This window comes from Streptomyces sp. MNU76 (assembly GCF_020982545.1).
Taxonomy (GTDB): domain Bacteria; phylum Actinomycetota; class Actinomycetes; order Streptomycetales; family Streptomycetaceae; genus Streptomyces.
The window spans coordinates 448,978-474,167 of record NZ_JAJKLK010000003.1; the positions used below are offsets into that span (position 1 = coordinate 448,978).

At 71.4% G+C, this 25,190-nt stretch carries 19 protein-coding genes; 10 read left to right on the forward strand and 9 right to left on the reverse strand.

The annotated features are described in order from the left end of the window. Positions 1-54: 54 nt before the first annotated feature. Both E4N62_RS08320 and E4N62_RS08325 read right to left on the reverse strand, forming a co-directional pair. The gene (locus tag E4N62_RS08320) at positions 55-2,094 is read right to left on the reverse strand and encodes a sulfatase (protein ID WP_230213295.1); all 2,040 of its coding nucleotides are present in this window, start codon (positions 2,092-2,094) and stop codon (positions 55-57) included. 189 nt (positions 2,095-2,283) lie between these two features. After that, complete coding sequence (locus E4N62_RS08325) at positions 2,284-3,324, reverse strand: LacI family DNA-binding transcriptional regulator (RefSeq protein ID WP_230213296.1); 1,041 nt, start codon at positions 3,322-3,324, stop codon at positions 2,284-2,286. A 485-nt stretch (positions 3,325-3,809) separates the two neighbouring features. Here E4N62_RS08325 and E4N62_RS08330 point away from each other — a divergent pair, with 485 nt between their 5' ends. Next, positions 3,810-5,396 carry a carboxylesterase/lipase family protein gene (locus tag E4N62_RS08330; RefSeq protein WP_230213297.1) on the forward strand — a complete coding sequence of 529 codons (1,587 nt, stop codon included), beginning with the start codon at positions 3,810-3,812 and terminating at the stop codon, positions 5,394-5,396. 32 nt (positions 5,397-5,428) lie between these two features. Here the strand turns inward: E4N62_RS08330 and E4N62_RS08335 are convergent, their stop codons facing one another. Continuing rightward, positions 5,429-6,184, reverse strand: coding sequence for a GbsR/MarR family transcriptional regulator (locus E4N62_RS08335; RefSeq protein WP_230213298.1), 756 nt, complete (start codon positions 6,182-6,184; stop codon positions 5,429-5,431). Between the two features lie 281 nt (positions 6,185-6,465). On the opposite strand from E4N62_RS08335, the gene E4N62_RS08340 reads away from it, so the two are divergent. From E4N62_RS08340 to E4N62_RS08350, 3 genes are read left to right on the forward strand one after another with little or no spacing between them, the layout of a single operon-like run. Then, entirely contained in the window at positions 6,466-7,137 is a 672-nt protein-coding gene (locus E4N62_RS08340) for a DUF4097 family beta strand repeat-containing protein (protein ID WP_230213299.1), read from the forward strand. A 26-nt stretch (positions 7,138-7,163) separates the two neighbouring features. After that, entirely contained in the window at positions 7,164-8,117 is a 954-nt protein-coding gene (locus E4N62_RS08345; protein WP_230213300.1) for an ATP-binding cassette domain-containing protein, read from the forward strand. Further along, the gene (locus E4N62_RS08350; protein WP_230213301.1) at positions 8,114-8,923 is read left to right on the forward strand and encodes an ABC transporter permease; all 810 of its coding nucleotides are present in this window, start codon (positions 8,114-8,116) and stop codon (positions 8,921-8,923) included. The genes E4N62_RS08345 and E4N62_RS08350 overlap by 4 nt, the downstream gene beginning before the upstream one ends. Before the next feature lie 122 nt (positions 8,924-9,045). Here E4N62_RS08350 and mmuM read toward each other — a convergent pair whose 3' ends face one another. Continuing rightward, the gene (gene mmuM, locus E4N62_RS08355) at positions 9,046-9,999 is read right to left on the reverse strand and encodes a homocysteine S-methyltransferase (RefSeq protein WP_230213302.1); all 954 of its coding nucleotides are present in this window, start codon (positions 9,997-9,999) and stop codon (positions 9,046-9,048) included. A 70-nt stretch (positions 10,000-10,069) separates the two neighbouring features. Here mmuM and E4N62_RS08360 point away from each other — a divergent pair, with 70 nt between their 5' ends. Beyond that, entirely contained in the window at positions 10,070-11,524 is a 1,455-nt protein-coding gene (locus tag E4N62_RS08360) for an amino acid permease (RefSeq protein WP_230213303.1), read from the forward strand. A 50-nt stretch (positions 11,525-11,574) separates the two neighbouring features. On the opposite strand, the gene E4N62_RS08365 is transcribed toward E4N62_RS08360, so the two are convergent. Then, positions 11,575-12,018: a peptidase inhibitor family I36 protein gene (locus tag E4N62_RS08365; RefSeq protein WP_230213304.1), complete on the reverse strand. Its 444-nt coding sequence runs from the start codon at positions 12,016-12,018 to the stop codon at positions 11,575-11,577. Positions 12,019-12,166: 148 nt separating this feature from the next. Here E4N62_RS08365 and E4N62_RS08370 point away from each other — a divergent pair, with 148 nt between their 5' ends. Continuing rightward, positions 12,167-13,153: a helix-turn-helix transcriptional regulator gene (locus E4N62_RS08370; protein ID WP_230213305.1), complete on the forward strand. Its 987-nt coding sequence runs from the start codon at positions 12,167-12,169 to the stop codon at positions 13,151-13,153. An 18-nt stretch (positions 13,154-13,171) separates the two neighbouring features. Here the strand turns inward: E4N62_RS08370 and E4N62_RS08375 are convergent, their stop codons facing one another. Further along, complete coding sequence (locus E4N62_RS08375) at positions 13,172-15,289, reverse strand: autotransporter (RefSeq protein WP_230213306.1); 2,118 nt, start codon at positions 15,287-15,289, stop codon at positions 13,172-13,174. A gap of 237 nt (positions 15,290-15,526) precedes the next feature. Here E4N62_RS08375 and E4N62_RS08380 point away from each other — a divergent pair, with 237 nt between their 5' ends. Both E4N62_RS08380 and E4N62_RS08385 read left to right on the forward strand, forming a co-directional pair. Next, entirely contained in the window at positions 15,527-16,612 is a 1,086-nt protein-coding gene (locus E4N62_RS08380) for a family 43 glycosylhydrolase (protein WP_230213307.1), read from the forward strand. Between the two features lie 11 nt (positions 16,613-16,623). Continuing rightward, positions 16,624-18,036: an RICIN domain-containing protein gene (locus E4N62_RS08385; RefSeq protein ID WP_230213308.1), complete on the forward strand. Its 1,413-nt coding sequence runs from the start codon at positions 16,624-16,626 to the stop codon at positions 18,034-18,036. Positions 18,037-18,061: 25 nt separating this feature from the next. Here the strand turns inward: E4N62_RS08385 and E4N62_RS08390 are convergent, their stop codons facing one another. After that, positions 18,062-19,744, reverse strand: a complete 1,683-nt coding sequence (locus tag E4N62_RS08390) for a rhamnogalacturonan lyase B N-terminal domain-containing protein (RefSeq protein ID WP_230213309.1) — start codon at positions 19,742-19,744, stop codon at positions 18,062-18,064. Positions 19,745-19,937: 193 nt separating this feature from the next. Here E4N62_RS08390 and E4N62_RS08395 point away from each other — a divergent pair, with 193 nt between their 5' ends. Next, entirely contained in the window at positions 19,938-20,984 is a 1,047-nt protein-coding gene (locus E4N62_RS08395; protein ID WP_230213310.1) for a rhamnogalacturonan acetylesterase, read from the forward strand. 284 nt (positions 20,985-21,268) lie between these two features. After that, the gene (locus E4N62_RS08400; RefSeq protein WP_230213311.1) at positions 21,269-23,035 is read left to right on the forward strand and encodes a DUF2264 domain-containing protein; all 1,767 of its coding nucleotides are present in this window, start codon (positions 21,269-21,271) and stop codon (positions 23,033-23,035) included. 89 nt (positions 23,036-23,124) lie between these two features. On the opposite strand, the gene E4N62_RS08405 is transcribed toward E4N62_RS08400, so the two are convergent. Both E4N62_RS08405 and E4N62_RS08410 read right to left on the reverse strand, forming a co-directional pair. Beyond that, positions 23,125-23,709, reverse strand: a complete 585-nt coding sequence (locus E4N62_RS08405) for a TetR/AcrR family transcriptional regulator (protein ID WP_230213312.1) — start codon at positions 23,707-23,709, stop codon at positions 23,125-23,127. 93 nt (positions 23,710-23,802) lie between these two features. Beyond that, positions 23,803-25,122 (reverse strand): jacalin-like lectin, encoded by a 1,320-nt coding sequence (locus tag E4N62_RS08410; RefSeq protein WP_230213313.1) that lies wholly within the window; start codon positions 25,120-25,122, stop codon positions 23,803-23,805. Between the last annotated feature and the right edge of the window lie 68 nt (positions 25,123-25,190).

The window sequence follows — 25,190 nt, forward strand, 5'->3', positions numbered from 1 at the left end:
CTCAATCCCGGGGCCGACCTGGCGGATCGGCCCTCCGGCGTGGTGCGTCGGCGATCAGGGCGTGCCGCCCGGCTGCTGCGGCCCGAACGCCGTCATGAAGCGGTCACGGAACTTGTCCATCCGCCAGGTCGGCGTGGCGTCGGCGGGCTTGAGCCCGTCCGTCCAGCCCCAGTCGGAGATCTTCTCCAGCACTACGGGGTCCTTGGCGACGACCGACACCGGTACGTCGTGGCTGGGGTTGTCGCCGGTGACCGTCTTGTTGGGCTGGTGGTCGCCGAGGAAGACCAGCACGGTGTCCTCGGAGCCGTACTTCGCGACGAAGTCGACGAGGCTGGTCACCGAGTACTGGATGGACTTGCGGTACTCGTCCCGAACGGCCAGCGGATCCTTCCAGACCTCCGTCGGGTTCTTGCCCTCGGCCTTCTGGAGGGAGTGGTAGACCGAGCCGTCACCGATCCGCTCCTCGGGGATCGTGCTCGGGATCGGTGCCCACGGGTTGTGGCTGGAGGTCAGGATGATCTCCGCCATCATCGGCTCCCGGTCCTCCTTGCCGTGCTCCAGCTCCTGGAAGGCCTTCAGCGTGTACTGGTCGGGCATCGTGGACCAGCTGAACTTCGGCCCCTGGTAGCCCAGTTGGTCGGAATCGTAGATGTGGTCCAGCCCGAAGTACTTGCCCTCGGGCCATGTCTTCTGGGTGCCGGGCACGATGCCGACCGTGCGCCAGGCACCGGTGCGGCGGAACGCCTCGGTGAGGGTGAGCCGGTCGCTCGCGACGAGGTGGTTGTACCGCGACTGGTTCTTGATCCACAGACCGGACAGGAACGTGGAGTGCCCCAGCCAGCTGCCGGCGCCCGTGATCGGGGAGCGCAGCCAGCCGCTCTGCGAGGCGTATCCGGCGTCCTTCAGCTCCTGTGTCTTCTGCGCGAGGGTCTCACCGAGCGGTTCGCCCATCCGCGGGTCGTCGATCGCGGAACGGCCGTAGCTCTCGATGAACGTGATCAGTACGTCCTTGCCGCGCAGCCCCGTCAGCAACTGGTCCGGCGGTACGTCGGCGAAGGCGTCCACCGCGGCCTGCTTGCGGAACGCCTCGCCGTCCTTCAGGCCGTTGCTGACCGCCTCGATCCGGTTCTCGACGAGGGTGGCCGCGCTGTGCGAGGCGACGGGGACGTCGGATATCTCCAGCGTCAGCGTCGAGCACGTGATCCACGCGGTCCCCAGGACGAGGAGCGTACGGCTCGCCGTGTGCCGGTTGCGCACCATCAGCCGGCTCAGTCGTACGACCGCGAGCGTCATCAGCACGGGCAGCGCCAGCGCGAGCGCGATCACGCCGACGGTCGCGGCCTGGGCGGCGGCCCCACCGAGCGAGTCCTTCATGAACGACAGCGCGTCGTCCAGCAGGATCCAGTCCAGCACCAGGTCGAAGGGGCGGTCCAGGGTCCAGTACGAGCCCATGTCCAGCACCTTGACGATGGTCAGCAGGCCGAGCACCACGCCGACCACCACGACCGCCACGCGGCGCGCCTTCGCGGGGAGGACGAGCAGCAGGCCCGCCACGAGGATGCCCTCCGCCGGGATCCGCAGGAACCGGCCGGGGTCGAGCTCGGTGATGTCGTTCGGCACGACGAGCGCGAACAGCACGAGCACGAGGGCCAGCCCCGTGGCGGCCCAGGCGAGCCACGCGCGGCCCGGGCGCCGCACGCGCCAGCCGGGGAGGGGCGGGTCCGCACCGGGGTCCGAGTCCGAGTCCGCGTCCGGGTCCGCGTCGGGAGTGGCTGTCTCGGGTGCGGAGGCGTCCGCCGCGGGTGCGGTGGTGTCCGTGTCGGGTGCGGTGGTGTCCGTCTTGGGCTCGGCGGTGGCCTCCGAGTGCTCCCGATCTGCCTTGGGGGTGGGCGCGGACTCCTCGGGTGCCTCCGCCCTCTCCGCCTTGTCAGTCGGCGTCTCCGCCTTGTCGGCCGGTGTCTCCGCCCGCGTCCCCGCCGTCGGCTCGGTCTCCGCGACCGCGTCCCGCTGCGGAGGGGCGGCGTCCTCCGGGGCCTTGTCGTCGTCCGGTGTCGGCGTCGGTCCCGGAAGCTGCGGAGAGCGTATGTGCGACAACCCGAAGGTCCTTCCCTGTGGAGCATGTGGAGCTCGGTGCTGGTGGAGCGGAGTGGCCGGGGCCTCGGGACCGCCGGGACACCCGGTTGGCCATCCCTATCCGTACGGTCCCACGACGCCCACCGTTCACCCGAACCGAGGTCCCCCGCAACCACTTGGCCGAACCGCGACGCACCCCGCCCCACAGGCTCAGACCGAGCGCGGCGCCCCCGTACTGGCCCGCTCCACCAGCCGCGTCGACAACTCGGTGCGGGTGCCCTCCGGTTGGTGGCCCTCCATCATCCGCACCAGCAGCCGTAGCGCGGTCTGGGCCATCTCCGAGAGCGGCTGGCGGACGGTGGTCAGGCGTGGGGACGCCCAGCGGGCCTCGGGAAGGTCGTCGAATCCGACCACGCTGATGTCGTCCGGCACCCGCAGCCCCCGCTCGGCCAGTGCCTCGTAGACGCCGAGGGCCATCTTGTCCGAGCAGACGAAGACGGCGGTCGGGGGCTCGGGAAGGTCGAGCAGCTGGAGCATCCGGTGCCGGGCGGTGGTCTCCATGAAGTTGCCGTAGCGGACGTACTCCGGCCGGTACGGCAGACCCGCGGCCGTGAGTGCCGAGCGGTAGCCCGCGACCCGGGCGCTGCTGCACATCTTGCGCCGGTAGCCGGCGATCACGGCGATCCGCTCGTGACCCAGGGACAGCAGATGGTCGGTGGCGGTGGTCCCGCCCTGCCAGTTGGCGGCGCCCACGGACAGGACGCCGGGCGGTGGTTCCAGAACCGGGTCGATCAGCACGAACGGGATGTGGTGCTGGGTGAGCCAGGAGTACTGGGCGGGGGACAGTTCGGCCAGGTTGAAGAGCACGCCGGCGGAGCCGCGGGCGGTCAGCTTGTCGAACCAGCCGCGTTCGGGGCGGGCGCCCCGGGTGCGCGTCAGGCCGGCCGAGACGACGACCTCCAGGCCGGCGTCGTGGGCGGCCTGTTCGACGCCGTGCAGTACGGCGCCCGACCAGGAGCTCTCCAGGGAGTGCACCACCAGGTCGACCATGCGGGGCGGCTTGGACGCCTCGAACCGGGGTCTGCGGACATAGCCGAGCCGGTCCAAGGCCTCGGTGACCCGGCGCCTGGTCTCGGGGGCCACGTCCTCACGGCCGTTGACCACCTTCGAGGCCGTGGGCACGGACACCCCGGCCTCGCGCGCCACGACCGCCAGCGTCGGCCCGGCCGTCGCGCTCCCGCCACGCACCATCGCGACTCCACCTCTCAGGGCCCCGTCCCGAGGGCCGGTGAAATTTTCGAACAGGGCTGCTCCGCGCACGGCCGATCCCGAGCCGTGTAGCAAGCGCTCTCTACGTTAAGCCCAACTCAACACGGCGGGAAGAAGCGGGAATTCGGAGGACCACCTCAACCAAAACTTTCGAAACCTCGAACAAGCGGGCAGGCCAGTGGGCCACGCGGTGGCGGAGGAGAAGGGAATCGGCCGGGTGCGCTGCGCCGGTCCTATGTGGTGCCGTCGCCCCTCCTCGCCACCGGACGTCCGTCGGGTTCGTAGTCACCGTGGGACGCCGATGTACGCCAGGTAGCCGCCGCCCCGCCCACCAGCGGTCGCCCCGGCGCGGCCGCCGTCGCCCGAACGGCCGCTCAGGACCCCGCACGACCGGAATACCGCGAAGGGATGTGGTGCTCTGAGGGGGACGACGTTCACGAGCGGGCGGCGTGAGGAGCTGGTGCGCGATGACGGCAGACCGGCAGGGCCCCGTGGTCAGGACGCCGTACGGGGACGTACGCGGCATGTACGAGTACGGGGGCGGGGACGGTCGCGGGGACCCGATCGCGGTGTTCCGGGGCGTCCCGTACGCGGCCCGCCCTTCGGCCCCGCCGGTTCCTCCCGCCCTCCCCGCCCGAGCCCTGGTCGGGGTGCGGGACGCCCTCGTCTTCGGGCCGACGCCTCCGAAACCGCCGTACTCGGAGGCGTTTGCCCGCTATCTGTCGGACCCCGTCGTCCCGGGCGACGACTGCCTCAACCTGAACGTGTGGACACCTGAGCCGGGCCCCGGGGCGCGGCTGCCGGTTCTGGTCTGGCTCCACGGCGGCGCCCTCACCCGGGGTTCGTCGGCGGTCCCGGTCTACGACGGCGCCGCCTTCGCCCGGGACGGGGTGGTGCTGGTCTCCCTCAACTACCGCCTGGGCGTGGAGGGTTACGGCCTCTTCCCGGACGCCCCGGCCAACCTCGGGCTGCGTGACCAGCTGGCCGCGCTGGAGTGGGTGCGGGACGCGATCGCGGCGTTCGGCGGTGATCCGGACCGGGTGACCCTGGCCGGCCAGTCGGCGGGCGCCATCAGCGTCGGCGCGCTGCTGGCGATGCCCCGCGCCCGGGGCCTGTTCCGGAGGGCGGTGCTGCAGAGCGGGCCGCCGGAGGCCCTGGACCGCGACAAGGTGCGCCGGATGGTCCGCCGGATGGCGAACCGGCTCAAGGTGCCGGCGACCGCCGCGGCCTTCGCCGCCGTGGACCGGACCGCGCTCGCCGAGGCGCAGGCCGAGGTCGGCCGCCTCAGCAGCCCGGTGCTCGGCGGCCCCGCCTTCGGCATCGTCGTCGACGGCGACCTGCTGCCCACCGACCCGCTCCAGGCGCTGACCGAGCACGGCGCGGCTCCGGGCATCGACCTCCTCATGGGCTGGACCCGCGACGAGCACCGCCTCTGGCTCGTCCCCGGCGGCCTCCAGGAACGCGTCGACCGCCTCGGGACGGTCGCGCTGGCCGGCGCCCGCGCCCGCTGCCACTGCGGCCCCGAGGTCCCGCGCGCCTACCGCGACCTCCACCCTGACAAGGGCACCGCCGACCTGGTGGGTCAGCTGGTCACCGACCACCTGCTCCGGGTCCCCCTGCACCGGGTGGCGGACGCCCGCGTCGACCACGCCCGGTCCTACGTCTACGAGTTCGCCTGGTCCTCCGGCATCCCCGCCCTCGGCTCCTGCCACGCCCTCGAACTCGGCTTCGTCTTCGACACCGGCGACATCGCCGCCTCCGCCAAGCTCGCCGGCGAGCACGCCCCCCGCGACCTCGCCACCGCCCTGCACGGCGCCTGGGTCCGCTTCGCGACGGCGGGCGACCCGGCCTGGCCGGTCTGGGACCACACCCATCCGGTCCGTGTCTTCGACTCCCCGGAGGCCGGGACCGTCGTCCACGGCCCCTACGACCCCGAGCTCGTCCTCTGGGCCGCGGACGCGGGGCGGCCGCGCAGGATCCAGGGCGCCGGCACCTTCGTCACTTCCGGCGGAGGTCCGCTGCCGGCCCTGCGCCGCTTCCGGCGCAGCCCCTGAGACCGGCCCCGTCCGCGGACGGCCGGCCGCCGCTACCCGTGGTCCGCGGCCGGTTCGGCGGTGCCGTCCGTGGACGTCCGGGGTTTGGTGTGCAGGATCTCGCGGGCCTGCTCGGCGGCGCGGGTGGTGTTCTCGCTGACGAAGTCGAGAAAGCGGGCGACGTTCTCCAGACGGGCGCCGGCGGGAGTGCCGGGGCCGAGGACGCCGACCCCCTGGCGGGCGGTCTCGACGACCTGGGCGATGCCGCGGGCGCTGGCGATCATCGACTGGTACCAGACGTCGTCGTCGACGATGTAGCGCTCCCGGCGGCGTTCGCCCTGCTCCCGGCGGACCATGCCCTGGCTGTCGAGGAACGCGATCGCCTTCGAGATGGAGGCCGGGCTGACCTGGAGCCGCTGGGCCAGTTCTGCCGCGGTGAGGCTGCCGCTGTCGGTGAGGGTGAGGCAGGCCATCACCCGGGCCATCATCGTGGGCATGCCCGAGGCCATCATGACGTGGGTGAACGTCTCCTCGTACTCGCGTACGGCCTCGGTGTCGCGGCCGGGAACCTGCTCGGGGGTCTGTGCGGCCCGGGGCGTGGTCCGGCGGCGCCGGTGGGCGCCGCGTTCGGTGGCGCGGTGGGCCAGGTCGGCGCGGTAGGCGGTGGGGCCGCCGTTGCGCATCACCTCACGCGTGATCGTCGAGGTGGGGCGCTCCAGGCGTCGGGCGATCTCCGCGTAGGCGAGGCCGTCGGCTAGCCCTAGAGCGATCTGCTGGCGTTCCTGCTGGGTGAGCCTGCCTCCCGGCATCGCTGTCTCCTTCGTGCTGCGTGGTGCGCCGACGCCGACTATAGCGTTCACGCCCAATTCATTGCAACGCTTCGAGTGGGGATGTTGCGTTACTCGCGAGCCCGTTGCAACGAAATTGCTACTTTGACCTGCAGAAAAGGCATATCTGTGCAACAAGAGTGTTGCTGGAACTTCGAACGCAACGTAGCTTTTCTGTTGTCGGAAACGAAGCGCGAACGGCGAGAGCCGAAGAGCAGAGTCGAAGAGCAAGAGCCGAAGCGCGACAGCTGAAGGAGAGCACCATGCAGAAGTTCGAGACCCCCGCCCCGATCTCCGCCGTCCTGAACATCCCCGCCGGGCGCGTGCGGCTCATCGCCGCCGACCGGGCCGACACCACCGTCGACGTCCGGCCCGCCGACGCCGCCAAGGGCCGGGACGTCAGGGCCGCCGAACGGACCACGGTCGACTACCGCGACGGAGTGCTGCGGATCCAGGCCCCGGCGGCGAAGAACGAACTCCTCGGCCCCTCCGGAAGTCTGGAGGTGACCGTCCAACTGCCCGCCGGCTCCCATGTCGAGGCCAAGGCGGCCGCCGCCGAGTTCCGCGGCGTCGGGCGGCTGGGCGACGTCGCCATCGACGGCGCGCACGGCCAGGTCAAGCTCGACGAGGCGGCCAGCGCCCGCCTGAACATCCTGGCCGGTGACGCACTGGTCGGCCGCCTGGACGGCTCCGCCGACATCACCAGCGGCAAGGGCGACCTGCGCATCACCGAGGCCGCCGGCGGCACCGTCACCCTGCACACCGGGTACGGCGAGATCTCCGTCGGCGCCGCCACCGGCGCCTCGGCCTCCCTGGACGCCGGCACCTCCTACGGCCGTATCCACAACTCGCTCCGGAACAGCGGGGGCACCGGCGCCCGCCTCGACATCCACGCGACCACCGGCTACGGCGACATCACCGCCCGCAGCCTCTGACGACCCCGGAAAGGGCGACACCCACCATGACGAACCAGGCCATCGCGGCACGCGGGCTGCGCAAGGCGTACGGCGAGAAGACCGTCCTCGACGGTGTCGACCTGACCGTCCCCGAGGGAACGATCTTCTCCCTGCTCGGCCCGAACGGCGCCGGCAAGACCACCGCCGTCAAGATCCTCTCCACGCTCGTCACCCCGGACGCCGGCGAGATCCGGGTCGGCGGCCACCAGCACCCCCAGGCCATCCGCTCCGTGATCGGGGTGACCGGACAGTTCTCCGCCGTCGACGGGCTGATCACCGGTGAGGAGAACATGCTCCTCATGGCGGACCTGCACCACCTGTCCAGGAAGGAGGGAGGCCGGGTCGCCGCCGATCTGCTGGAGCGCTTCGACCTCACCGAGGCCGCGCGCAAGCCCGCCTCCACCTACTCGGGCGGCATGAAGCGCCGGCTCGACATCGCCATGACCCTGGTCGGCGGCCCGCGGATCATCTTCCTCGACGAGCCGACCACCGGCCTCGACCCACGCAGCCGCCACACCATGTGGCAGATCATCCGCGAGCTGGTCTCCGACGGCGTCACCGTCTTCCTCACCACCCAGTACCTGGAGGAGGCCGACGAACTCGCCGACCGCATCGCGGTGTTGAACGGCGGTCGGATCGTGGCCGAGGGCACCGCCGACGAACTGAAGCGGCAGATACCCGGGGGCCACGTCCGCCTCCGCTTCGCCGACCCGGCCGCCTACCGCTCCGCCGCCTCCGCGCTGCGCGAGGTCACCCGGGACGACGAGGCTCTCGCCCTGCAGCTCCCCAGCGGCGGCACCCAGCGCGAACTGCGCGCCGTGCTGGACCGGTTGGACGCCGCAGGCGTCGAGGCCGACGAACTCACCGTGCACACCCCCGACCTCGACGACGTGTTCTTCGCCCTGACCGGCACCGGCGTCCCCACCCCGCAGAACCAGTCCAAGGAGACCGTCCGATGAGCGCCCCGCCCCCCGCCCGCCCGAACCCCGCCGCCCTCGCCGTCCGTGACTCCTCGACGATGCTGCGCCGCAACCTCCTGCACGCGCGGCGCTACCCCTCCCTCACGCTCAACCTGCTGCTGACCCCGATCATGCTGCTGCTGCTCTTCGTCTACATCTTCGGCGACGTGATGAGCGCGGGCATCGGCGGCAGCGACCGCTCCGACTACATCGCCTACATCGTCCCGGGCATCCTGATGATGACCATCGGCGGCACCGTCGTCGGGACCGCGGTGTCGGTCGCCACCGACATGAACGAGGGCATCATCGCCCGCTTCCGCACCATGGCGATCCACCGCGGTTCCGTCCTCGTCGGGCATGTCGCCGGCAGCGTGCTGCAGTGCGTCGCCAGTGTGGTGCTCGTCGGTGGCGTGGGTGTCGCCATCGGCTTCCGTTCCGTCGACGCCTCGGTCCTGGAGTGGCTGGCGGCGTTCGGGCTGCTCGCGCTGTTCTCCCTGGCGCTCACCTGGATCGCGGTCGGTATGGGTCTGTCCAGCCCGAACGCGGAGGCGGCCGCCAACAGCGCGCAGCCGCTGGTCCTGCTGCCGCTGATCTCCAGCGCGTTCATCCCGGCCGACACGATGCCGGGCTGGTTCCGGCCGATCGCCGAGTACCAGCCCTTCACTCCCGCCATCGAGACCCTGCGCGGACTGCTCCTCGGCACCGAGATCGGCCACAACGGCTGGCTCGCCGTGGCCTGGTGCCTGGGCCTCGCGGTTCTCGGCTACTTCTGGTCGACCTCGAAGTACGGCAGCGAGGCGAAGTAGACCCCGGAGCCCGGCCGCCCCGCGCCCCCCAGGGGCGCGGGGAACTGCGCGTTCAGCCCCCACACACCCCCTACGCACCCACGCACCCACACGCGGCCACGCACGGCGGACGCCCCGGCCGGTCAGCCCAGGGACTTCGCGATGGCCGCGATCGCTTCGGGACCCACCCGGCAGCACCCGCCGATCAGCCGGGCCCCGGCCGCCCGCCACGCCTCCACCTGCTCGGTCGTGAACGTCGACCGCCCGGTCCAGGCCCTGGTCGACGCGTCCCAGGTCTCGCCGCTGTTCGGGTACACCACCACCGGCTTGCCGGTGACCCGCGCGGCCGTCTCGATCGCGCCGTCCACATCGTCGGGCGAGCAGCAGTTCACGCCCACGGCGACGATCTCCTCGGCGTCGGCGGCGAGCGCGAAGGCCTCCTCCAGCGGCTGACCGGCGCGGGTGCGGTCACCGGCGACGGTGTACGACAGCCAGGCGGGCACGTCCAGACCCCGGACCGCCCGCAGCAGCGCCTCGGCCTCGTCGGTGTCCGGGATCGTCTCCAGCGCGAGGACGTCAGGGTGGGTGGTGGCCAGCGCCTCCAGCCGGGGCCGGTGGAACCGCTCCAGCTCGGCCACGCTCAGCCCGTACCGTCCCCGGTACTCGGAGCCGTCCGCCAGCATCGCCCCGTACGGGCCGACCGAGGCGGCTGTCAGCAGCGGGCGCGTGATGCCCCGCGCCTGCGCCTCCACCGCCGCGTCGACGGCCAACTCGACGCTCAGCGCCATGAGTTCGGCAGCCCGCTCGCGCCCGATGCCACGCCCCGCGAAACCCTCGAAGGTGGCCTGGTAGCTGGAGGTGATCGCCACGCTCGCGCCCGCCTCGAAGTAGGCGAGATGGGCCTCGGTGATCGCCTCCGGCCGCTCCGCGAGCAGCCGCGCCGACCACAGCGCGTCGCTCAGGTCGTGCCCGGCCGACTCCAACTGGTTGGACATGCCGCCGTCCAGGACGAGGACGTCGGCGGCGAGGGCCGAGGCGAAGGGGCCGACGCGGGGACCGGGGACGTGGGAGAAGCTGCCGGGTGCGTTGCTGGTCATGCCGTCGACGGTAGTCGAGGTGCCTGGACCGCCCCGAGTGTGTCCAGTACATGAACAGATTGACCACCATGTGGACCACGGCGGTACGATCACGCCCTCCCCGTCCCCACCCCGCCCCATCCCCGGGAACCGTCATGACCACGACCAGCACCCCCGAGGCCACCGAGCCCGAACCGACCTCGACCCCGGCGCGCCCGCCGCCCCAGGCCGCAAGTTCGGCCTCGCCGCCGCCACCGCCCTCGTCATGGGCAACATCATCGGCGGCGGCATCTTCACCCTCCCCGCGGCCGTCGCCCCGTACGGCACGGTCAGCCTGCTCGCCTTCGTCATCCTCTCCGTGGCCGCCGTCCTGCTGGCGCTGCTCTTCGGCAGGCTGGCCCGCCGCAGCCCGGTCACCGGCGGTCTCTACGTCTACCCGCGCGACGCCTTCGGCCCCTTCGCGGGCTTCCTGTCGGCCTGGTCGTACTGGACGATGTGCTGGGTCAGCATCGCCGCGCTCGCCGTCGGTGTCGTCGGCTACGTCGACGTGCTGATACCGCTGGGTGACAGCAAGGCGGTCCTGGCGCTGGTGGCCCTGGCCGCCCTGTGGCTGCCGGCCGCCGCGAACTTCGCGGGCACCCGCTATGTGGGCGCCGTGCAGATCGTCTCCACCGTGCTGAAGTTCGTGCCGCTGCTGCTGGTCGCCACCGTCGGCCTGTTCTTCGTCGACACCGACAACTTCGGTCCGTTCAACGCCTCCGGCGAGAGCGCCCCCGGCGCGGTCGCCGCCGCGGCCGCGCTCCTCCTCTACAGCTTCCTGGGCGTGGAGTCGGCCGCCGTCAGCGCCGGCGAGGTCAAGGATCCCGAGCGCACCGTGGGCCGCGCCAGTGTCCTCGGCACCCTCGCTTCCGCCGTGGTCTACATCCTCGGCACGGTCGCCGTGTTCGGCCTGGTCCCGCACGAGGAACTGGTCGAGTCCGGGGCGCCCTTCGCCGATGCCGTGAACGCGATGGCGGGCGGCAGCTGGGGCGGCACGGTGATCGCGCTGGTCGCCGTGGCCTCGATCGTGGGCTGCCTCAACGGCTGGGTCCTGCTCAGCGCCCAGATGCCCTACGCCGCCGCCCGTGACGGCCTCTTCCCGAAGCCGTTCGCCCGGGTCGGCAAGGGCGGTGTCCCCGGCTTCGGCGTCCTCGCCACCGCCGTCCTCGGCACGCTGCTCATCGTCGTCAACTACGCGGACGACCCGGACACCGCGTTCCGTGTCCTCGTCCTCATCACCACGTTCACCGGCTGCGTCCCCTATCTGCTCTCCGCCGCCGCCCAGCTGTACTGGCTGGCGCGCGGCACCCGGGAGCGGGTCCGCCCCGCCGGCCTGGCCCGCGACCTGATCGTCGCCGCACTCTCCTTCGCCTTCTCCTTCTGGCTGATCGCGGGCGCCGGTTACGCGGCCGTCTACCAGGGCGCGCTGTTCCTCTTCGCGGGCATCCCGGTGTACGTGTGGCTGCGGGGGCGGCAGGAGGGGGCCGAGGAAACCGGCGGCGCCTAGACACGCCGAACCGGCGGGCCCCGCGACGGGACCCGCCGGTCACCTCCTGATCAGCAGGAGGCCTGCCAACGGTGGGAGCGGATCCTGGCGCTGAAGTCGTTGTCGTATCCGCCGTCCTGCCTGAAGCAGTAGCGGGTGCCGGTGTAGTTGGCGCCGGTGTAGAGCGCGACGTAGTTGTACGAGGACGAGGTACCGCGGTTCCAGACGGACCTGACGTTCTGGGTGTCGGACCACGAACACTGGATGCTGCCGTTCCACCAGTCGGGGTCGGCGTTGCTCCAGGCGCAGCGGCTGCCCGTCCCGTTGATGTTGCTCCAGACACACACGTTCCCGGTGCCGCACTCCCACGCCTGCGGCGCGGCGCTGGCCGAGCTGGGCGCGACCAGGCCCAACGAGGCCACGGCGGCGGTGAGGCCCACGGCCGCCAGGATCCGGCGGATCCGACGAGGCCTACGGCTCTGCTTCCGGTCATTCTCCTGCTGGTGCGAGGACATCCCCGGTCCCTTCTCCTGTCTCCTGCTGGATCGTGCCGGCGGGCACGGCTGGCGGGAATTCATGTTTCCCGCACCCCTCGGCGCTGTCATGCTCATGTGAGGTGAGTGAAAACACGCAGGTCGGAGACCGACGACCATGGGGAACGGGATGCTCCGCTTTCACTTCGGACCCGAAGACCTCACCAAGGTGCGCGTGGCGACCGAGCCCCACGCGCTCTGGGAGATCGCGGTCAGCCTGCACCGGCTCCAGACACGCGAAGGCCGCTGGGCCTACGCCTCCTGGTTCCGTGACGCGCGGGCCGCGCTGCGTCAGGCCGGGCTCGACCAGACCGTGAAGAGCTTCCTGCTGCCGCTCTTCCCGCGCGCCGGGTACTTCCCCGACTTCCTGACCCCGCCGGAGGGCACGCAGGGGCTGGACGCCGGGCTGGAAGCCGTCCTGGCGACCCCGGACGAGAGGGTGGACGGCGAGGTCGAGCTGCTCCGCCGGGCCGTCGGCGCCCCGGCGTGGACCCGCAGGCTCGGCGAGCGCGGCATGCGGCAACAACTCGTGGACGCCCTGCGCGCCTACCACCGTGCCGTGATCGCCCCGCACGAGGCGCACATCGAGCAACGGCTGCGGGCCGAACGCGCCCGGCACACGCGCGCCCTGTTCCACGCCGGGACCGAGGGGATGCTCGACCAGCTGGGCCCCACGATCCGCTGGCTGCCGCCGGTCCTGGAGATCGCCCCGTACCCGGACCACCGCGACGTGCTCCTCGCGGGCCGGGGGCTGCTCCTGATCCCCTCCCACTTCTGCTGGCACGCGCCCATCGCCCTGGCCGACGCCGGGCTCCCGCCCGTGCTGCTCTACCCCCTGCACCACCAGCCGGCGGCGCCCCGTTCCGTCGGTTCGCCGCCGCTGAACGCCCTGCTCGGCACCACCCGCGCCGCCATCCTGCGGGCCGGCGAGACCGGCTGCACCACCACGGAGGCCGCCCGCCGGGCCGGTGTGACCCCCACGACGGCCAGCCATCACACCGCCGTCCTGCGCGACGCCGGCCTGATGGCCAGTCACCGCCACGCCAACACGGTCCTGCACACCCTGACCCCGCTCGGAGCCGCCCTGCTGGAGCAGAAGCCCCGGCAGGACGGCTGAGGACAGCGGCCGCCGGGCTCAGCCGGTGGCCGCGTGCCGCCCGCCCCGGCGCCGGTTGCCCCCGAGGCGCCTGGCCACCGGCACCAGCAGCCCGACGAGACCGCCGAGGGCGAGGGCGTACGGCCACCAGCCGAAGCCGCTGTCGGCGGAGGCGCTCGCGTTCTGTGTACGGGGGTCCCGCGCCTCGGAGCCGGAGCCCGCGCCGGCGGCCTTCACGGACGGGGACGGGCTGCCCTTCACCCGCGTGAGGACGACGTCGTTCCCGTCACCGCCCTTGTACCCGATCCGGTAGGTACTGTCGGCCAGCTTCACCTCGGCGCCCTCGCGCAGACCGGTGAACGTACCGACGTTCTTGCCCTTGCCCGTGCGGTTGATCACGGTGATCTTCTCGCCGGGTCCGCCGACCGCGCCCAGGGCCGCGAAGTCCAGCCCACCGGCGAGCCTCACCGCCCCGTTCACCTTCAACGGCTTCTCGCGCAGCACCAGTTCGCCCTGCTCGGTCTGGGTGTAGCCCCCGGTCACCGTGAGGCCGGCCACGACGGCGCCCGCGTTGGTCACCAAGCCCTTCACCGTGCCCTCGCCCGCCAGCGAGTGGGTCACCCGCAGGCCGGCCGTGCCCACGTCGAGCTTCGCCCCGGTCGTCGTGAGCCGTATCGCCTGGCTGCGCGCCAGCGTCGCTCCCGAGCGGAGCGCGAGCGTGCCCTTGGTGACGGTCGTCCTGCCGGTGTACGTCACCCCGCCGCCCGTCAGGGTCGTCGTCGCGGCGCCCGACTGGGTGAGCGAGCCGCTGCCGCTCACCTTGGGCAGCGTGACGGGCTTGGAGACGTTCCGGACCACCAGCCGACCGTTGTTGACCACCTTGTACAGGTCACCCTTGGTGTGGAGCCCGCCGTCGCCGCCCGCCCTGCCGCTGCCCAGCCGCAGCACCGCGCCCTTCTCGACCGTGGTCGAGCCGTTGTAGTACTGCACGGCGGCGAAGGTGACGTCGTTGCCCTTCGTCCCCTTGATGACGATGTCCCCGGCGCCGGGAGCGGAGAGCGTGTCGTGGAACACGCCGCCGCCGATGGGGGCGCCCAGGGTGACCGGCCCGTTGTAGTCGAAGGTGAGCAGCGAACGGGACCGGGCGGCGAGGAGGTTGATGTAGACCGTCTCGGCGGTGCCCGGCATGAAGATCTTGTTCGTCGTCCCGTCGCCCCACTGGACGTTCGCGCCCTTGATGTTGGTGCCGCGCTTGTTGACGTTCTTGTGCGCGGGCGTCCAGTTCAGGGCGGGGTCGCTGAGTGAGGGGTTGGTGTCGCCGCCCCGGTCCGACCAGCTGTACTGGCCGGTGAGGACCACTTTGCTGCCCGGCCGGGACTGGACGTTGATGTCGCTGCCGTACTCGCGCTGGTAGAAGTCCATCTGCTGGGTGACGGTCCGGCCCAGTGGGGTGTCCACGGTCCAGGTGCCCTGGTTGAGGACCTTGCGGGCGTTCGGCAGCGAGGTCGCGAACTCCGGGCTTCCGGCGTTCACCTGGGTGCCGTTGTCGATGACCCCGGTGAAGGGGTGGGTACCCGACAGGTCCCAGGTGGCCCAGAGGAACCTCGGCTGGCTGACCAGGCCGGAGCCGCTGATGGTGCCCAGGTTGTATGCGACGTCCTTCAGGGCGAGCCGCAGGGTGCCGTCGACCCGGATGTTGTTCTGGTTGAGCCGGAACGCCGGGGTGCCGTACGGGTAGTGGCCGATCACCCCGGTCGAGCCGCTGTTGCCGTACTGCAGGGTCGCGCCCTTCGCGACGGTCACGGCGGGCGGGTCCGGGTGGGTGACGGTGACGTACGGGTGGTTGCCGCCGAGGACGCGCACGCGCTGCCGCTGCCGGGACTTCGGCAGGGTGAAGTCGCTGTCCCGGGTGAGGACCAGCGTCCCGGTGCCGCGCACGGTGAGGGTGCCGGTGCCGCTGAACACCCCGTCGTACGTGGTCGTCCCGGACGGCACGGTGACCACCGTGTCCCCGGCGAGCGTGACGTCCCGCCCGGCCAGGACGTCGGCGGTCGCGTCGCGCGGGCCGGCGGCGGTCGCTGTCGGGGTGCCGAGCAGCAGGGCGGTGACCGCCAGGGCTCCGGCGGCCGACGCTGTCTTGTGGATATGGGTGCGCACGTCATGGGGACGGTCCGGGGCCCGCGCCGATAACAGAAATCTCGAAGAGAAACCTCGAACAAGAATCCCGCCATCCCCCGGTTCCGTTCCTGTGAGCCTGTGTTGGTCTCGCGCAACCCGTTGACCTCCCCGTAACACGCCCTTACCTTTTCGGCGTTCGGAATGAAAGATCTTGTGCGATATGTCGAACATTTCTGTTTCCTTTTGTTCCCCCCTCCGAGAGGAAGCCACAGCCCCATGGGCCGCGACCACACCGTTCCCGAACCCCCGAACCGTCGACTGCTCCTGAAGGGTGCCCTGGCCGCCGGCGCCCTCACGGCGGTGCCCGCGACCGCCGCCCACGCGGCCGGTTCCCGGCACGCGGCGGCGCCGCCGTACGTCAACCCGCTGGTCCGCAACCGCGCCGACCCGCACATCAACCGGCACACCGACGGCTTCTACTACTTCACGGCGACCGCTCCCGAGTACGACCGGATCATCCTGCGCAGGTCCCGCACCCTGCGCGGTCTGTCGACGGCCGCCGAGTCGGTGATCTGGCGCAAGCACGCCACGGGCGTGATGGGCGCGCACATCTGGGCGCCCGAGATCCACCGCGTCGACGGCAAGTGGTACATCTACTTCGCCTCCGCGCCCGCCGAGGACATCTGGGCGATCCGCATCTGGGTGCTGGAGAACTCCCACCCGAACCCCTTCCAGGGCACCTGGGTCGAGCGCGGGCAGCTGAAGACGGCCTGGGAGACCTTCTCCCTGGACGCCACCACCTTCACCCACCGGGGCTCCCGCTATCTCGCGTGGGCGCAGCACGAGCCCGGGATGAACAACAACACGGCGGTCTGGCTGTCGAGGATGGCCGACCCGCTGACGCTGACCGGACCCCAGGTGCGCCTGACGACACCGGAGTTGGACTGGGAGGTCATCGGCTTCAAGGTCAACGAGGGTCCGTCGGTCATCAAGCGCAACGGCCGGCTCTTCATGACCTACTCGGCGAGCGCGACCGACGCGAACTACTGCATGGGCCTGCTCACCGTCGACGCGGACGCCGACCTCATGAACCCCGCCAACTGGTCGAAGTCCCCCACGCCGGTCTTCACCAGCAACGACACCACCCAGCAGTACGGTCCGGGCCACAACAGCTTCACCGTCGCCGAGGACGGCCGCACCGACGTCCTCGTCTACCACGCCCGCCAGTACAAGGACATCGTCGGCGACCCCCTCGACGACCCCAACCGCCACACCCGGATCCAGCGCCTCGACTGGAAGCCCGACGGCACCCCCGACTTCGGCGTCCCCGTGGCCGACTCACCCACCCCGAACACCCGGTAAGGAGAGCTGAGATGAGACGTGCGTACGCGATGCTCCTCGCGCTCTGTCTGGCGCTGGCCGGCGCCCTCGTGACCGCCGGCCCCGCCCAGGCGGCACCGCAGACCGTCCCCAACGGCACCCAGTTCAAGGACACCTCGGGCAACCCCCTGCACGCCCACGGCGGCGGAGTCGTCAAGGTCGGTTCGTACTACTACTGGTTCGGCGAGAACCGCAACACCGACAACAGCTTCCGGTACGTCTCGGCCTACCGCTCCACGGACCTCAAGACCTGGGAGTTCCGCAACCACGTCCTGACCGAGGCCACCGACCCCGAGCTGGCGACCGCCAACATCGAGCGGCCGAAGGTCATGTACAACGCGGCCACCGGCAAGTACGTGATGTGGATGCACAAGGAGAACGGCGTCGACTACAGCGAGGCCCGCGCGGCCGTCGCCGTCTCCGACACCGTCGACGGGAACTACACCTGGCGGGGCAGCTTCCGCCCGCTCGGCACCCACATGTCCCGTGACATCACCACCTTCGTGGACACCGACGGCACCGGCTACATGATCTCCGCCGCCCGTGAGAACTACGACCTCCAGATCTACCGGCTCACCGCCGACTACACCGGCATCGCCGCCCTCGTCGCCGACCCCTGGCACGGCGGCCACCGCGAGGCGCCGGCCCTGTTCAAGCGCGATGGCGTCTACTTCATGCTCACGTCGGGCGCCACGGGCTGGAACCCCAACCAGCAGCAGTACGCCACCGCCACGAGCATCGCGGGCCCCTGGACCGCCATGGCCAACGTCGGCGACTCCACGACCTTCGGCTCGCAGACCGCATACGTGCTGCCCGTGCAGGGCACGTCGACCACCTCGTACCTCTACCTGGGCGACCGCTGGGGCAACTCCTTCGGCGGCACGGTCAACGACTCCCGCTACGTCTGGCTGCCGCTGACCTTCCCGACCTCGACCACGATGTCCATGTCCTGGTCGCCGGAGGTCACCGTCGACACGGCCACCGGCACGATCAGCGGCACCAGCGCCACGTACAACACGCTGATCGCCCGCCACTCGTCCAAGTGCGCCGACGTCACCAGCCAGTCGCAGTGGCCGGGGGCCCAGATCAAGCAGTACACCTGCAACGGCGGCACCAACCAGAAGTACTGGTTCAAGTCCGTCGGCAGCGGCTACTACCAGCTGACGACCCGGCACAGCTCCCTGTGCGTGCAGGAGAACGCCAACACGGTCACCCAGGAGAACTGCGACTCCTCGAACACCGCCCAGCAGTTCTCGCTCACCACCACCGGCTCCTACGTGAACGTCAAGTCCCGCGCGACCGGCGAGTGCCTGGACGTCAACGGCGCGTCCACCGCGGACGGCGCCGCCGTCATCACGTACACGTGCAACGGGGGCACCAACCAGCAGTGGACGCGCGGGACATGACGATACGTCAGTCCTCTGGAAACGGTCAGCTCAGCAGGTCGATCGCGTCGATCGCCGTGCCCGCACTGAGGTAGGAGGTCGTCCCCGAACCGCTCACCACGTTGATCCGCAGCACGTTGTACCGACTCGTGTCCGTCAGCCAGGCGGACGCCGGCACGCTGTAGGTGAACGTGTGGTTGTTGCCCCGGTAGGACCCGTTCGTCAGGGAGCGGGTGTTCGGCTGGGTGGGCGGCGAGGGGATCGCCGAGGTCCAGGTGTCGTTCACGACGACCTGCGGCCGGCCGTTGGCGTAAGCCGTCGTCACCCCGATGCGCAGGGTGTGGGCGGCTGCGGCCTGCGCCGCGGTCAGCCGGAAGTAGACGAGGAGTCCGCTGTTCACGTCCTTCCAGAGGTAGCAGGGGAAGGCCGAGGTCTCGGTCCCGCTGCCGATCACCACGTTGCCGGTCCAGGCGGCGGCCCGGATGTCCGAGGGGTGCGCGTACGTCATCAGGTCGGCGTTCTTGAAGCCGCTCGGCGTGCCGTTCCAGTCGTTGATCCGCCAGATCGCGGACGCGTTCGAGGGGTCGTTGGTGGACGGGATCGCGATCGAGTTCAGTGTCGTCGTACCGCCCGCCGTGACCGTCACCGACGTCGTGTACACCGCCAGCTCACCCTTGAAGACCGTGAGGGTGTACGTCCCCGGGAGCACCCCAGGGATGGAGTAGTAGCCGTCCGACGCGCGGGCCGAACCCCAGTACTGGGCGGCCGAGTTGGCGAGACCCACCGTGTACGCGTACGCAGTGTTCCGTCCGGTGATGCCGACGCCCGCCACCCGGCCCCGGCCGCTCGCGGCGACGTACCCGGACAGGCCGAGCGAGTCCGCCCACGAGGTGGTCAGGGTGCCCGGGAACAGCGACGAGGAGGGCGCCCCGCCGTCCGTGAAGGCGATGACGTACGGACCCTGGAGGCCGAACCGCTGCCCCTCGGTCTGGTTCTGGCCGTAGTACAGGATCTCGTAGAGGCCGCCGCCGTCCGCGCTCTGGTGGCGCAGCAGCGAGCGGTAGAAGGGGCCGCCGGAGGCCTTCTCGTGGTTGCTGCGGACCATCCACAGGCCGACGCCGTTCGCCGACCAGCCGACATAGTCGTAGTCCATGACCCGGAGTCTGGAGAAGTGCTTCGAGCGGGTCTGGCCGTCGGACTTCCTGAACACGTCCGAAGCCTCGATGGTGGTGGGCGCGTAGGTGTAGGAGTCGGGCTGGTCGTTGAGGAACAGGCCCGCCTTCACACGCACGATGAAGCGGGTCGCGGAGACCGAGGTGTCGGCCTTGTTGGTCCACAGGTACACGTTGTTCTCGCCGCTGCGGGCCGCGTAGTAGTGCCTCAGCGTGCCGTGGGCGACGGAGACGAGGATCGTCGAGCCGGACTGCCTGATGGTGACGGTGGAGGTGCCGAGGCCGGACTCGATGTGCGAGTTCATGCCGCCGTAGCCCTGGTACTCCACGCCCCGGTAGACCAGCGACGACAGGTCGCCGTTGCTCTTCCTGACCTTGAACACGAGGTTCGCGCCGGTGTCGATCACATAGTTGGTGCCGTCGTCGGTGTAGCCGAAGGCCGCCGCGCGGGCGGTGCCGGCCAGCGGTCCGGCGAGGGTGGCGCCGACGGCGGTGGCTGCGGTACCGACGACGAAGCCGCGTCGGCCGAGCGTCGTGCGGTCGGGGGATCCGGACATGGGGGGTGCCTCCTCGGAGGTGCGTGGGGGGAGTGCGGGTGATTCGGAAGGGTGACAGTTGAATCGTTTTCGCGAAAGGGCTTTCGCGGTGGGGAAGTTGACAATGTGCGAAAGTGGCCGGACATCTAGAAAGCGCTTGCCAAACGATGTACCGTCCAGCCGCCGGGTCATGTCACCCCTTCGAGGAGCCGCAATGAGACGTTTCACCGTCGCCGCGCTGACGGCGGCCGCGACCCTGGGCACCGTCCTGGCGGCCGCACCGGCCGAGGCGCACCGGGGCCGCCCCGCACCGGGCCTGGAGAACTGCGCCGCGAACGCCTGCCACTTCGACGTCCCGGCCGGCACGTACGACGTGACGGTCCGCCTCGGCGGGGAGAGCGCGGCGAGCACGAAGGTCACCGGAGAGACCCGCCGCACGCTGCTCGCCGAGACGGCCACGGAGGCCGGCGAGCCCGTCTCCCGCAGCTTCACCGTGAACGTCCGCACCCCCGAGGGCGAGCCCACGGGCCACGACGGCACCCCCGGCCTCGACCTCGTCATCGGCGGTACGGCGCCCGCGCTGGCCGACATCCGGGTGACCCCGGCCAAGCGCGCCCGCCAGATCTTCCTCGTCGGCGACTCCACGGTCTGCGACCAGCCCGGCGACCCCTACTCCGGCTGGGGCCAGCAGCTCCCGCAGTACCTGCGCAAGGGCGTCTCGGTCGCCAACTACGCCGACTCCGGCGAGAGCACGGTGTCCTACCTCGCCGACTCCCGGCTCTGGGCCACCGTCCAGCCGCGGATCCGCCGGGGCGACCTGGTCCTGATCCAGCTGGCCCACAACGACAAGCAGACCGACGGGCCGACCTACCGGGCCAACCTGGAGACCCTGGTCGCGGGCGTCCGCGAGAAGGGCGGCCGGCCGGTCCTGGTCACCCCGATCGTCCGCCGCTGGTTCAACGCCGACGGCACGCTGAACAACGGCACCGCCCTGCTGGTCAACGGCCTCGGCGTCGACCATCCGGCAGTCACCCGCGAGGTCGCCGCGGCGGGCGGGGTGCCGCTGATCGACCTCACCGCCGCCACGAAGGCGCTCGTGGAGTCGCTGGGGACGGAAGGGTCCAAGGCGCTGTACCTGTACAACGAGAAGCGGGACAACACCCACACGTCCGTGCACGGGGCGACGGTCTACGCCGGCCTGGTCCGTGACGGACTCGTCGCCCAGGGGCTGGTGCCCGAGGGGCGGACCAGGGTGGGGTAGAGACGCCTGGGGCGTCCCGACCGGAACCGGGGCGCCTCAGGTCTGGGGGTGGGTGGGCGTGGGGCGCGTGGAGTGCGTCGTCGGGTGCGGGTACGTCGGGGTTGCTCGCGCAGTTCCCCGCGCCCTCAAAGACCAGCCCCGCGCCCCTGAGAAGCACAGGGCGCAGCCCACGCATTTCAGGGGCGCGGGGAACTGCGCGAGAAGCCCCCTGACCCGCACCCGCCCGACGCAGCCGTACCCCCGAGCTATCAGGCGCCCTCGGCCCACAGCAGAAAGCGCAGCGCATGCCCTCGCAGCAGCCTCACGACGACCGCACCCTCAGCCCGTACACCGGCTACACCCGCGCCCACTGGGAGGCGGCGGCCGACTCACTGCTGGCCGCCGTGGAACCGTACGCGACGGCCGACGGCGCCCTCTACGACCTGCCCGGCGACCGCACCAGCTGGTCCGGCCGGCTCTCCGACGGCCTGGAGGGCTACGCCCGCACCCTCCTGCTCGCCGCCTTCCGCCGGGACGAGACCGCGCTCGCCCGCTACGCCGACGGCCTGGCCGCGGGCGTCTCGGGCGTCTGGCCGCGCATCGAGGACCGGGGCCAGCCCCTCGTCGAGGCCGCGTCGATCGCCTTCGCGCTGCGCGTGACACGCGAGCAGCTCTGGGATCACCTCGACGACACCGTCCGCCAGCGCGCGGCGGCCTGGCTCGGCGACGCGCTCACCGCCGAACCCTGGCCCTGCAACTGGGAGTTGTTCCCGGTGACCGTCGGCGGATTCCTCGAAGAGATCGGGTACGAACCGGAGCTGTCCCGCCGGGTCGTCGAGCAGCGCCTCGACCGGATCGAGCAGTGGTACCTCGGCGAGGGCTGGTACACCGACGGCGACGGCCGCAAGTTCGACTACTACAACGGCTGGGCCATGCACCTCTACCCGGTGCTGCACGCCTGGCTCGCGCACGACGACCGCCTCCTCGCCCGCTACGGCGACCGCCTCGCGGCCCATCTCGGCGACTACGCCCGCCTGTTCGGCGGCGACGGCGCCCCGCTCCACCAGGGCCGCTCCCTCACCTACCGCTTCGCGACGACCGTCCCGCTCTGGCTGGGCGCCCTCACCGGCCGTACGCCCCTGTCGCCCGGCGAGACACGACGGCTGGCCTCGGGCGCGTTGAAGTACTTCCTCGACCGGGGCGCGGTGGACGACCGGGGCCTGCTGTCCCTGGGCTGGCACGGCCCGAACCCCGATGTCCTGCAGGGCTATTCGGGACCGGCCTCCCCGTACTGGGCCAGCAAGGGCTTCCTGGGCCTGCTCCTGCCGCCGGACCACGAGGTGTGGACGGCGACCGAGGAACCGGGCCCCGTGGAGCGCGAGGACGAGCTGCGCCCCGTGGGCCCGCCCAACTGGCTGCTGCAGTCCACACGTTCGGACGGCCTGGTCCGCCTCCACAACCACGGCAGCGAGGACGTCCGCTACGACCCCTTCTACACCCGCCTCGCGTACTCGACCGTGACGGAGCCCGTGCCCCTGGCGAAGCCGGCTGGGACATACGACAACAGCGTGATCGTCGACGGCGACGCCGGACGTGTCGACATCGAGCCGCTGGGCGTGGGGCGGGGGTGGGCCGCGTCCCGGCACGCGGTCGGCGACAGCGGTGTGCGGGTCACCAGCCTCGTGGTGGCCCGGGGTGCGGTCGAGGTGCGTGCCCATCTGGTGAGCGGCGCGGCCCCCGGCACCCCGGTGCGGGTCACGGGCTGGGCGGCGGCGAAGGGCGTACGGGCCGAACTCGCGCCCGTGTACGGCCTGGGCCCGGAGGAGGCGGACGGGTCCGGACGTGCCGGCCGGACGACGGAGGACCCCACCCTCCTCGTCGCTCTCGCCCGGCTCACCGCCGACCCCGACCCCCTGCCGCTCACGGACCTGGTGTCCGTGGCGGTGGAGGGGCCGCACGACGTGGTCGTGACGTGGGCCGACGGCGAGCGGGCGGCGTTCCGCTTCGACCGGACGGCGACGGCGTCGGACGGGCGATCCGCAGGGTCTTCGTGGTCGGTGAAGCCTCGCTGAGAGAGGTCGTGCAGGACGGGGCGCCGGGCGCGTACGCCCAGGTCGGCGTCCCGTCCTTACAAGAGGGCCGGTGCGGGCCCGTAGTGCGGTTACACCCGTTCCCGGTCGTCCCCGGGCCAGTGGGTCAGGGCCACGTGCAACGCCTCCACGGCCTTGTCCCAGGACAGGCCCACGTCCCGTGCCGCGCCGAAACCGCCGCCGGCCTCCAGGGCGCAGTAGCCGTGGAAGGTGCTGCGCAGTAGGCGTACGGCGTCGGTCAGGTCGGGTTCGTCGAGGCCGTAGGCGCGGAGCATGCCGTAGGTGATCTCGGCGGTGCGGCGCAGGGCGGGGGAGTCGGTGACGAGGACCTGGTCGACGGGGAGCTGTGTGGCCGCGTACCGGCCGGGGTGGTCGAGGGCGTACTCCCGGTAGGCCCCGGCGAAGGCGGCCAGCGCGTCCCTGCCCGCGCGCCCGGCCACGGCCTCGGCGATCCGGTCGATCATCTCGCCGCCGGCCAGCAGGGCGACCCGCGTCCGCAGGTCCTGGAGGTTCTTGACGTGCGAGTACAGACTCGCGTCCTTCACCCGGAAGTGCCGCGCCAGGGCGGACAGGGTCACCTTCTCGAACCCGATCTCGTCCGCGAGATCGGCCGCGGCCTCCACGACCCGGTCGACGGTGAGCCCGGCACGGGCCATGGAGACCACCTCTTCACCTCGGGGACCCGGAACGCCAAGGCTACCGCCCGCTGATCAAGGGTCCGGAGGGCCGTGCGACGGCTGGAGCGCAGGTCAGCCGATCGGCGCGTACAGGACGCCCAGCTTGTCGATCTCGTCGCCCGCGCGGCCGGTGAAGCCCACGATCTGCCAGCCGGACGGGGCCGTGAAGGTCTTCGTGTCCGAGGTGGCCGTGCCGGCGGCGAGGGTGCGGCCCTTGTCGGTGCCGAAGGAGGCGGAGAAGATCCGGGTACGGCCGTTCTTCTGGCCCTGCGTCAGCTTCACGGAGGTGAGGTGCTCGCCGGCGGCCAGGGTGAGTGAGGTCGCCGTGCCGCCGGTGCCGCCGTGGGTCAGCGTCGTACCGCCGTCGTGCGTGAGCGAGACCGCGTCGAGGCGGGAGGCGCCGCGCAGGGTCAGGGTGCGGGGCGAGACCGTCGAGGGCAGGTTGTCGGCGTCGTTGTACGCGGTGCCGTGCGGGCCGCCGTAGAAGTCGCTGGCCCGGAGCCTGGAGTTGAGGGTCCAGGAGAAGTCGACCGCGTGCGGGAAGTGGTCGGAGAGGTTGGCGCCCGCGGAGTCGAGGAACTTGGCCCAGTCGTTGTTGTAGCGGGTGGCGGTCAGGTCCACCACGTTGCTGTCCCGGTAGAAGACCTTGTCGACGACCTCGCAGTCGTTGGTGGGGGCGGTCGTCGGGCAGACCAGCGCGTCGGCGCCCAGAGCGGGGGCGACACCGCCCTTGACCAGCTGCACCCACGGGTCCGTGAGCCCGTTCTCCGACACGAGGGAGCGGATGTTGTCGCCGGTGCGCGTGTAGCGGGTGTTGGTGTCGCCCATGACGATCACCGCGTTGCCCGCCGAGTTCGCCTTGATGAACTCGGAGAGCTGGGTGACGTTGGCGCGGCGGGCGGCGAGGGCCGCGTCGTCGGAGTCGGCGTTGGTGTGCACGTTGTAGAGGTCGACGTAGACGCCCTCGTCGAGCCGCACCCGGGCCAGGGAGAAGCCCTTCGGGGTGAGGCAGTTGGTGCCGGTGCAGTTGTTCCACTTCACGCGCTGGAAGTCGTCGAACGCGTAGTCCGACAGCGTGTTGAGACCGTCGCCGAAGGGCACGCCGCCACTGGTGGCGGTGCGGTACGGGTGGTCGTCGCCCGCGTACAGCGCCGCGTGGTAGTTGAAGTCCTCCTGGACGTTGACGATGTCGTACGCCCCGAGGCGCGGGGAGATCAGCGGGGTGTTCGTCGCCGGCTTGCCGGAGCTCAGCCCCTCCGGGAGGCCCGCGACGTTGTAGGTGAGCACGTTGAACGTGCCGGTGGTGGCGGCCGCGGCGGGGGTCGCGCCGGTGGTCGCGAGGCCGGTGACGGCGAGCGCGGCGGCCGCGAGGGTGCCGATCAGTCTTCTCATGGGGACTCTCCGAGGGCGGGGCAGGGGTGAGGGGAAGATGAACGGTGTTCAGGTTCGACGTCAACCAG

Excerpts from the sequence above, each read along its gene's own strand:
- E4N62_RS08395 (WP_230213310.1), top strand. The coding sequence starts at position 19,938 with ATGAGACGTTTCACCGTCGCCGCGCTGACGGCGGCCGCGACCCTGGGC.
- E4N62_RS08350 (WP_230213301.1), top strand. The coding sequence starts at position 8,114 with ATGAGCGCCCCGCCCCCCGCCCGCCCGAACCCCGCCGCCCTCGCCGTC.
- E4N62_RS08340 (WP_230213299.1), top strand. The coding sequence starts at position 6,466 with ATGCAGAAGTTCGAGACCCCCGCCCCGATCTCCGCCGTCCTGAACATC.
- E4N62_RS08400 (WP_230213311.1), top strand. The coding sequence starts at position 21,269 with ATGCCCTCGCAGCAGCCTCACGACGACCGCACCCTCAGCCCGTACACC.
- E4N62_RS08390 (WP_230213309.1), bottom strand. The coding sequence starts at position 19,744 with ATGTCCGGATCCCCCGACCGCACGACGCTCGGCCGACGCGGCTTCGTC.
- E4N62_RS08330 (WP_230213297.1), top strand. The coding sequence starts at position 3,810 with ATGACGGCAGACCGGCAGGGCCCCGTGGTCAGGACGCCGTACGGGGAC.
- E4N62_RS08380 (WP_230213307.1), top strand. The coding sequence starts at position 15,527 with ATGGGCCGCGACCACACCGTTCCCGAACCCCCGAACCGTCGACTGCTC.
- E4N62_RS08405 (WP_230213312.1), bottom strand. The coding sequence starts at position 23,709 with ATGGCCCGTGCCGGGCTCACCGTCGACCGGGTCGTGGAGGCCGCGGCC.
- E4N62_RS08370 (WP_230213305.1), top strand. The coding sequence starts at position 12,167 with ATGCTCCGCTTTCACTTCGGACCCGAAGACCTCACCAAGGTGCGCGTG.
- E4N62_RS08325 (WP_230213296.1), bottom strand. The coding sequence starts at position 3,324 with ATGGTGCGTGGCGGGAGCGCGACGGCCGGGCCGACGCTGGCGGTCGTG.
- E4N62_RS08365 (WP_230213304.1), bottom strand. The coding sequence starts at position 12,018 with ATGTCCTCGCACCAGCAGGAGAATGACCGGAAGCAGAGCCGTAGGCCT.
- E4N62_RS08410 (WP_230213313.1), bottom strand. The coding sequence starts at position 25,122 with ATGAGAAGACTGATCGGCACCCTCGCGGCCGCCGCGCTCGCCGTCACC.
- mmuM (WP_230213302.1), bottom strand. The coding sequence starts at position 9,999 with ATGACCAGCAACGCACCCGGCAGCTTCTCCCACGTCCCCGGTCCCCGC.
- E4N62_RS08345 (WP_230213300.1), top strand. The coding sequence starts at position 7,164 with ATGACGAACCAGGCCATCGCGGCACGCGGGCTGCGCAAGGCGTACGGC.
- E4N62_RS08385 (WP_230213308.1), top strand. The coding sequence starts at position 16,624 with ATGAGACGTGCGTACGCGATGCTCCTCGCGCTCTGTCTGGCGCTGGCC.
- E4N62_RS08335 (WP_230213298.1), bottom strand. The coding sequence starts at position 6,184 with ATGCCGGGAGGCAGGCTCACCCAGCAGGAACGCCAGCAGATCGCTCTA.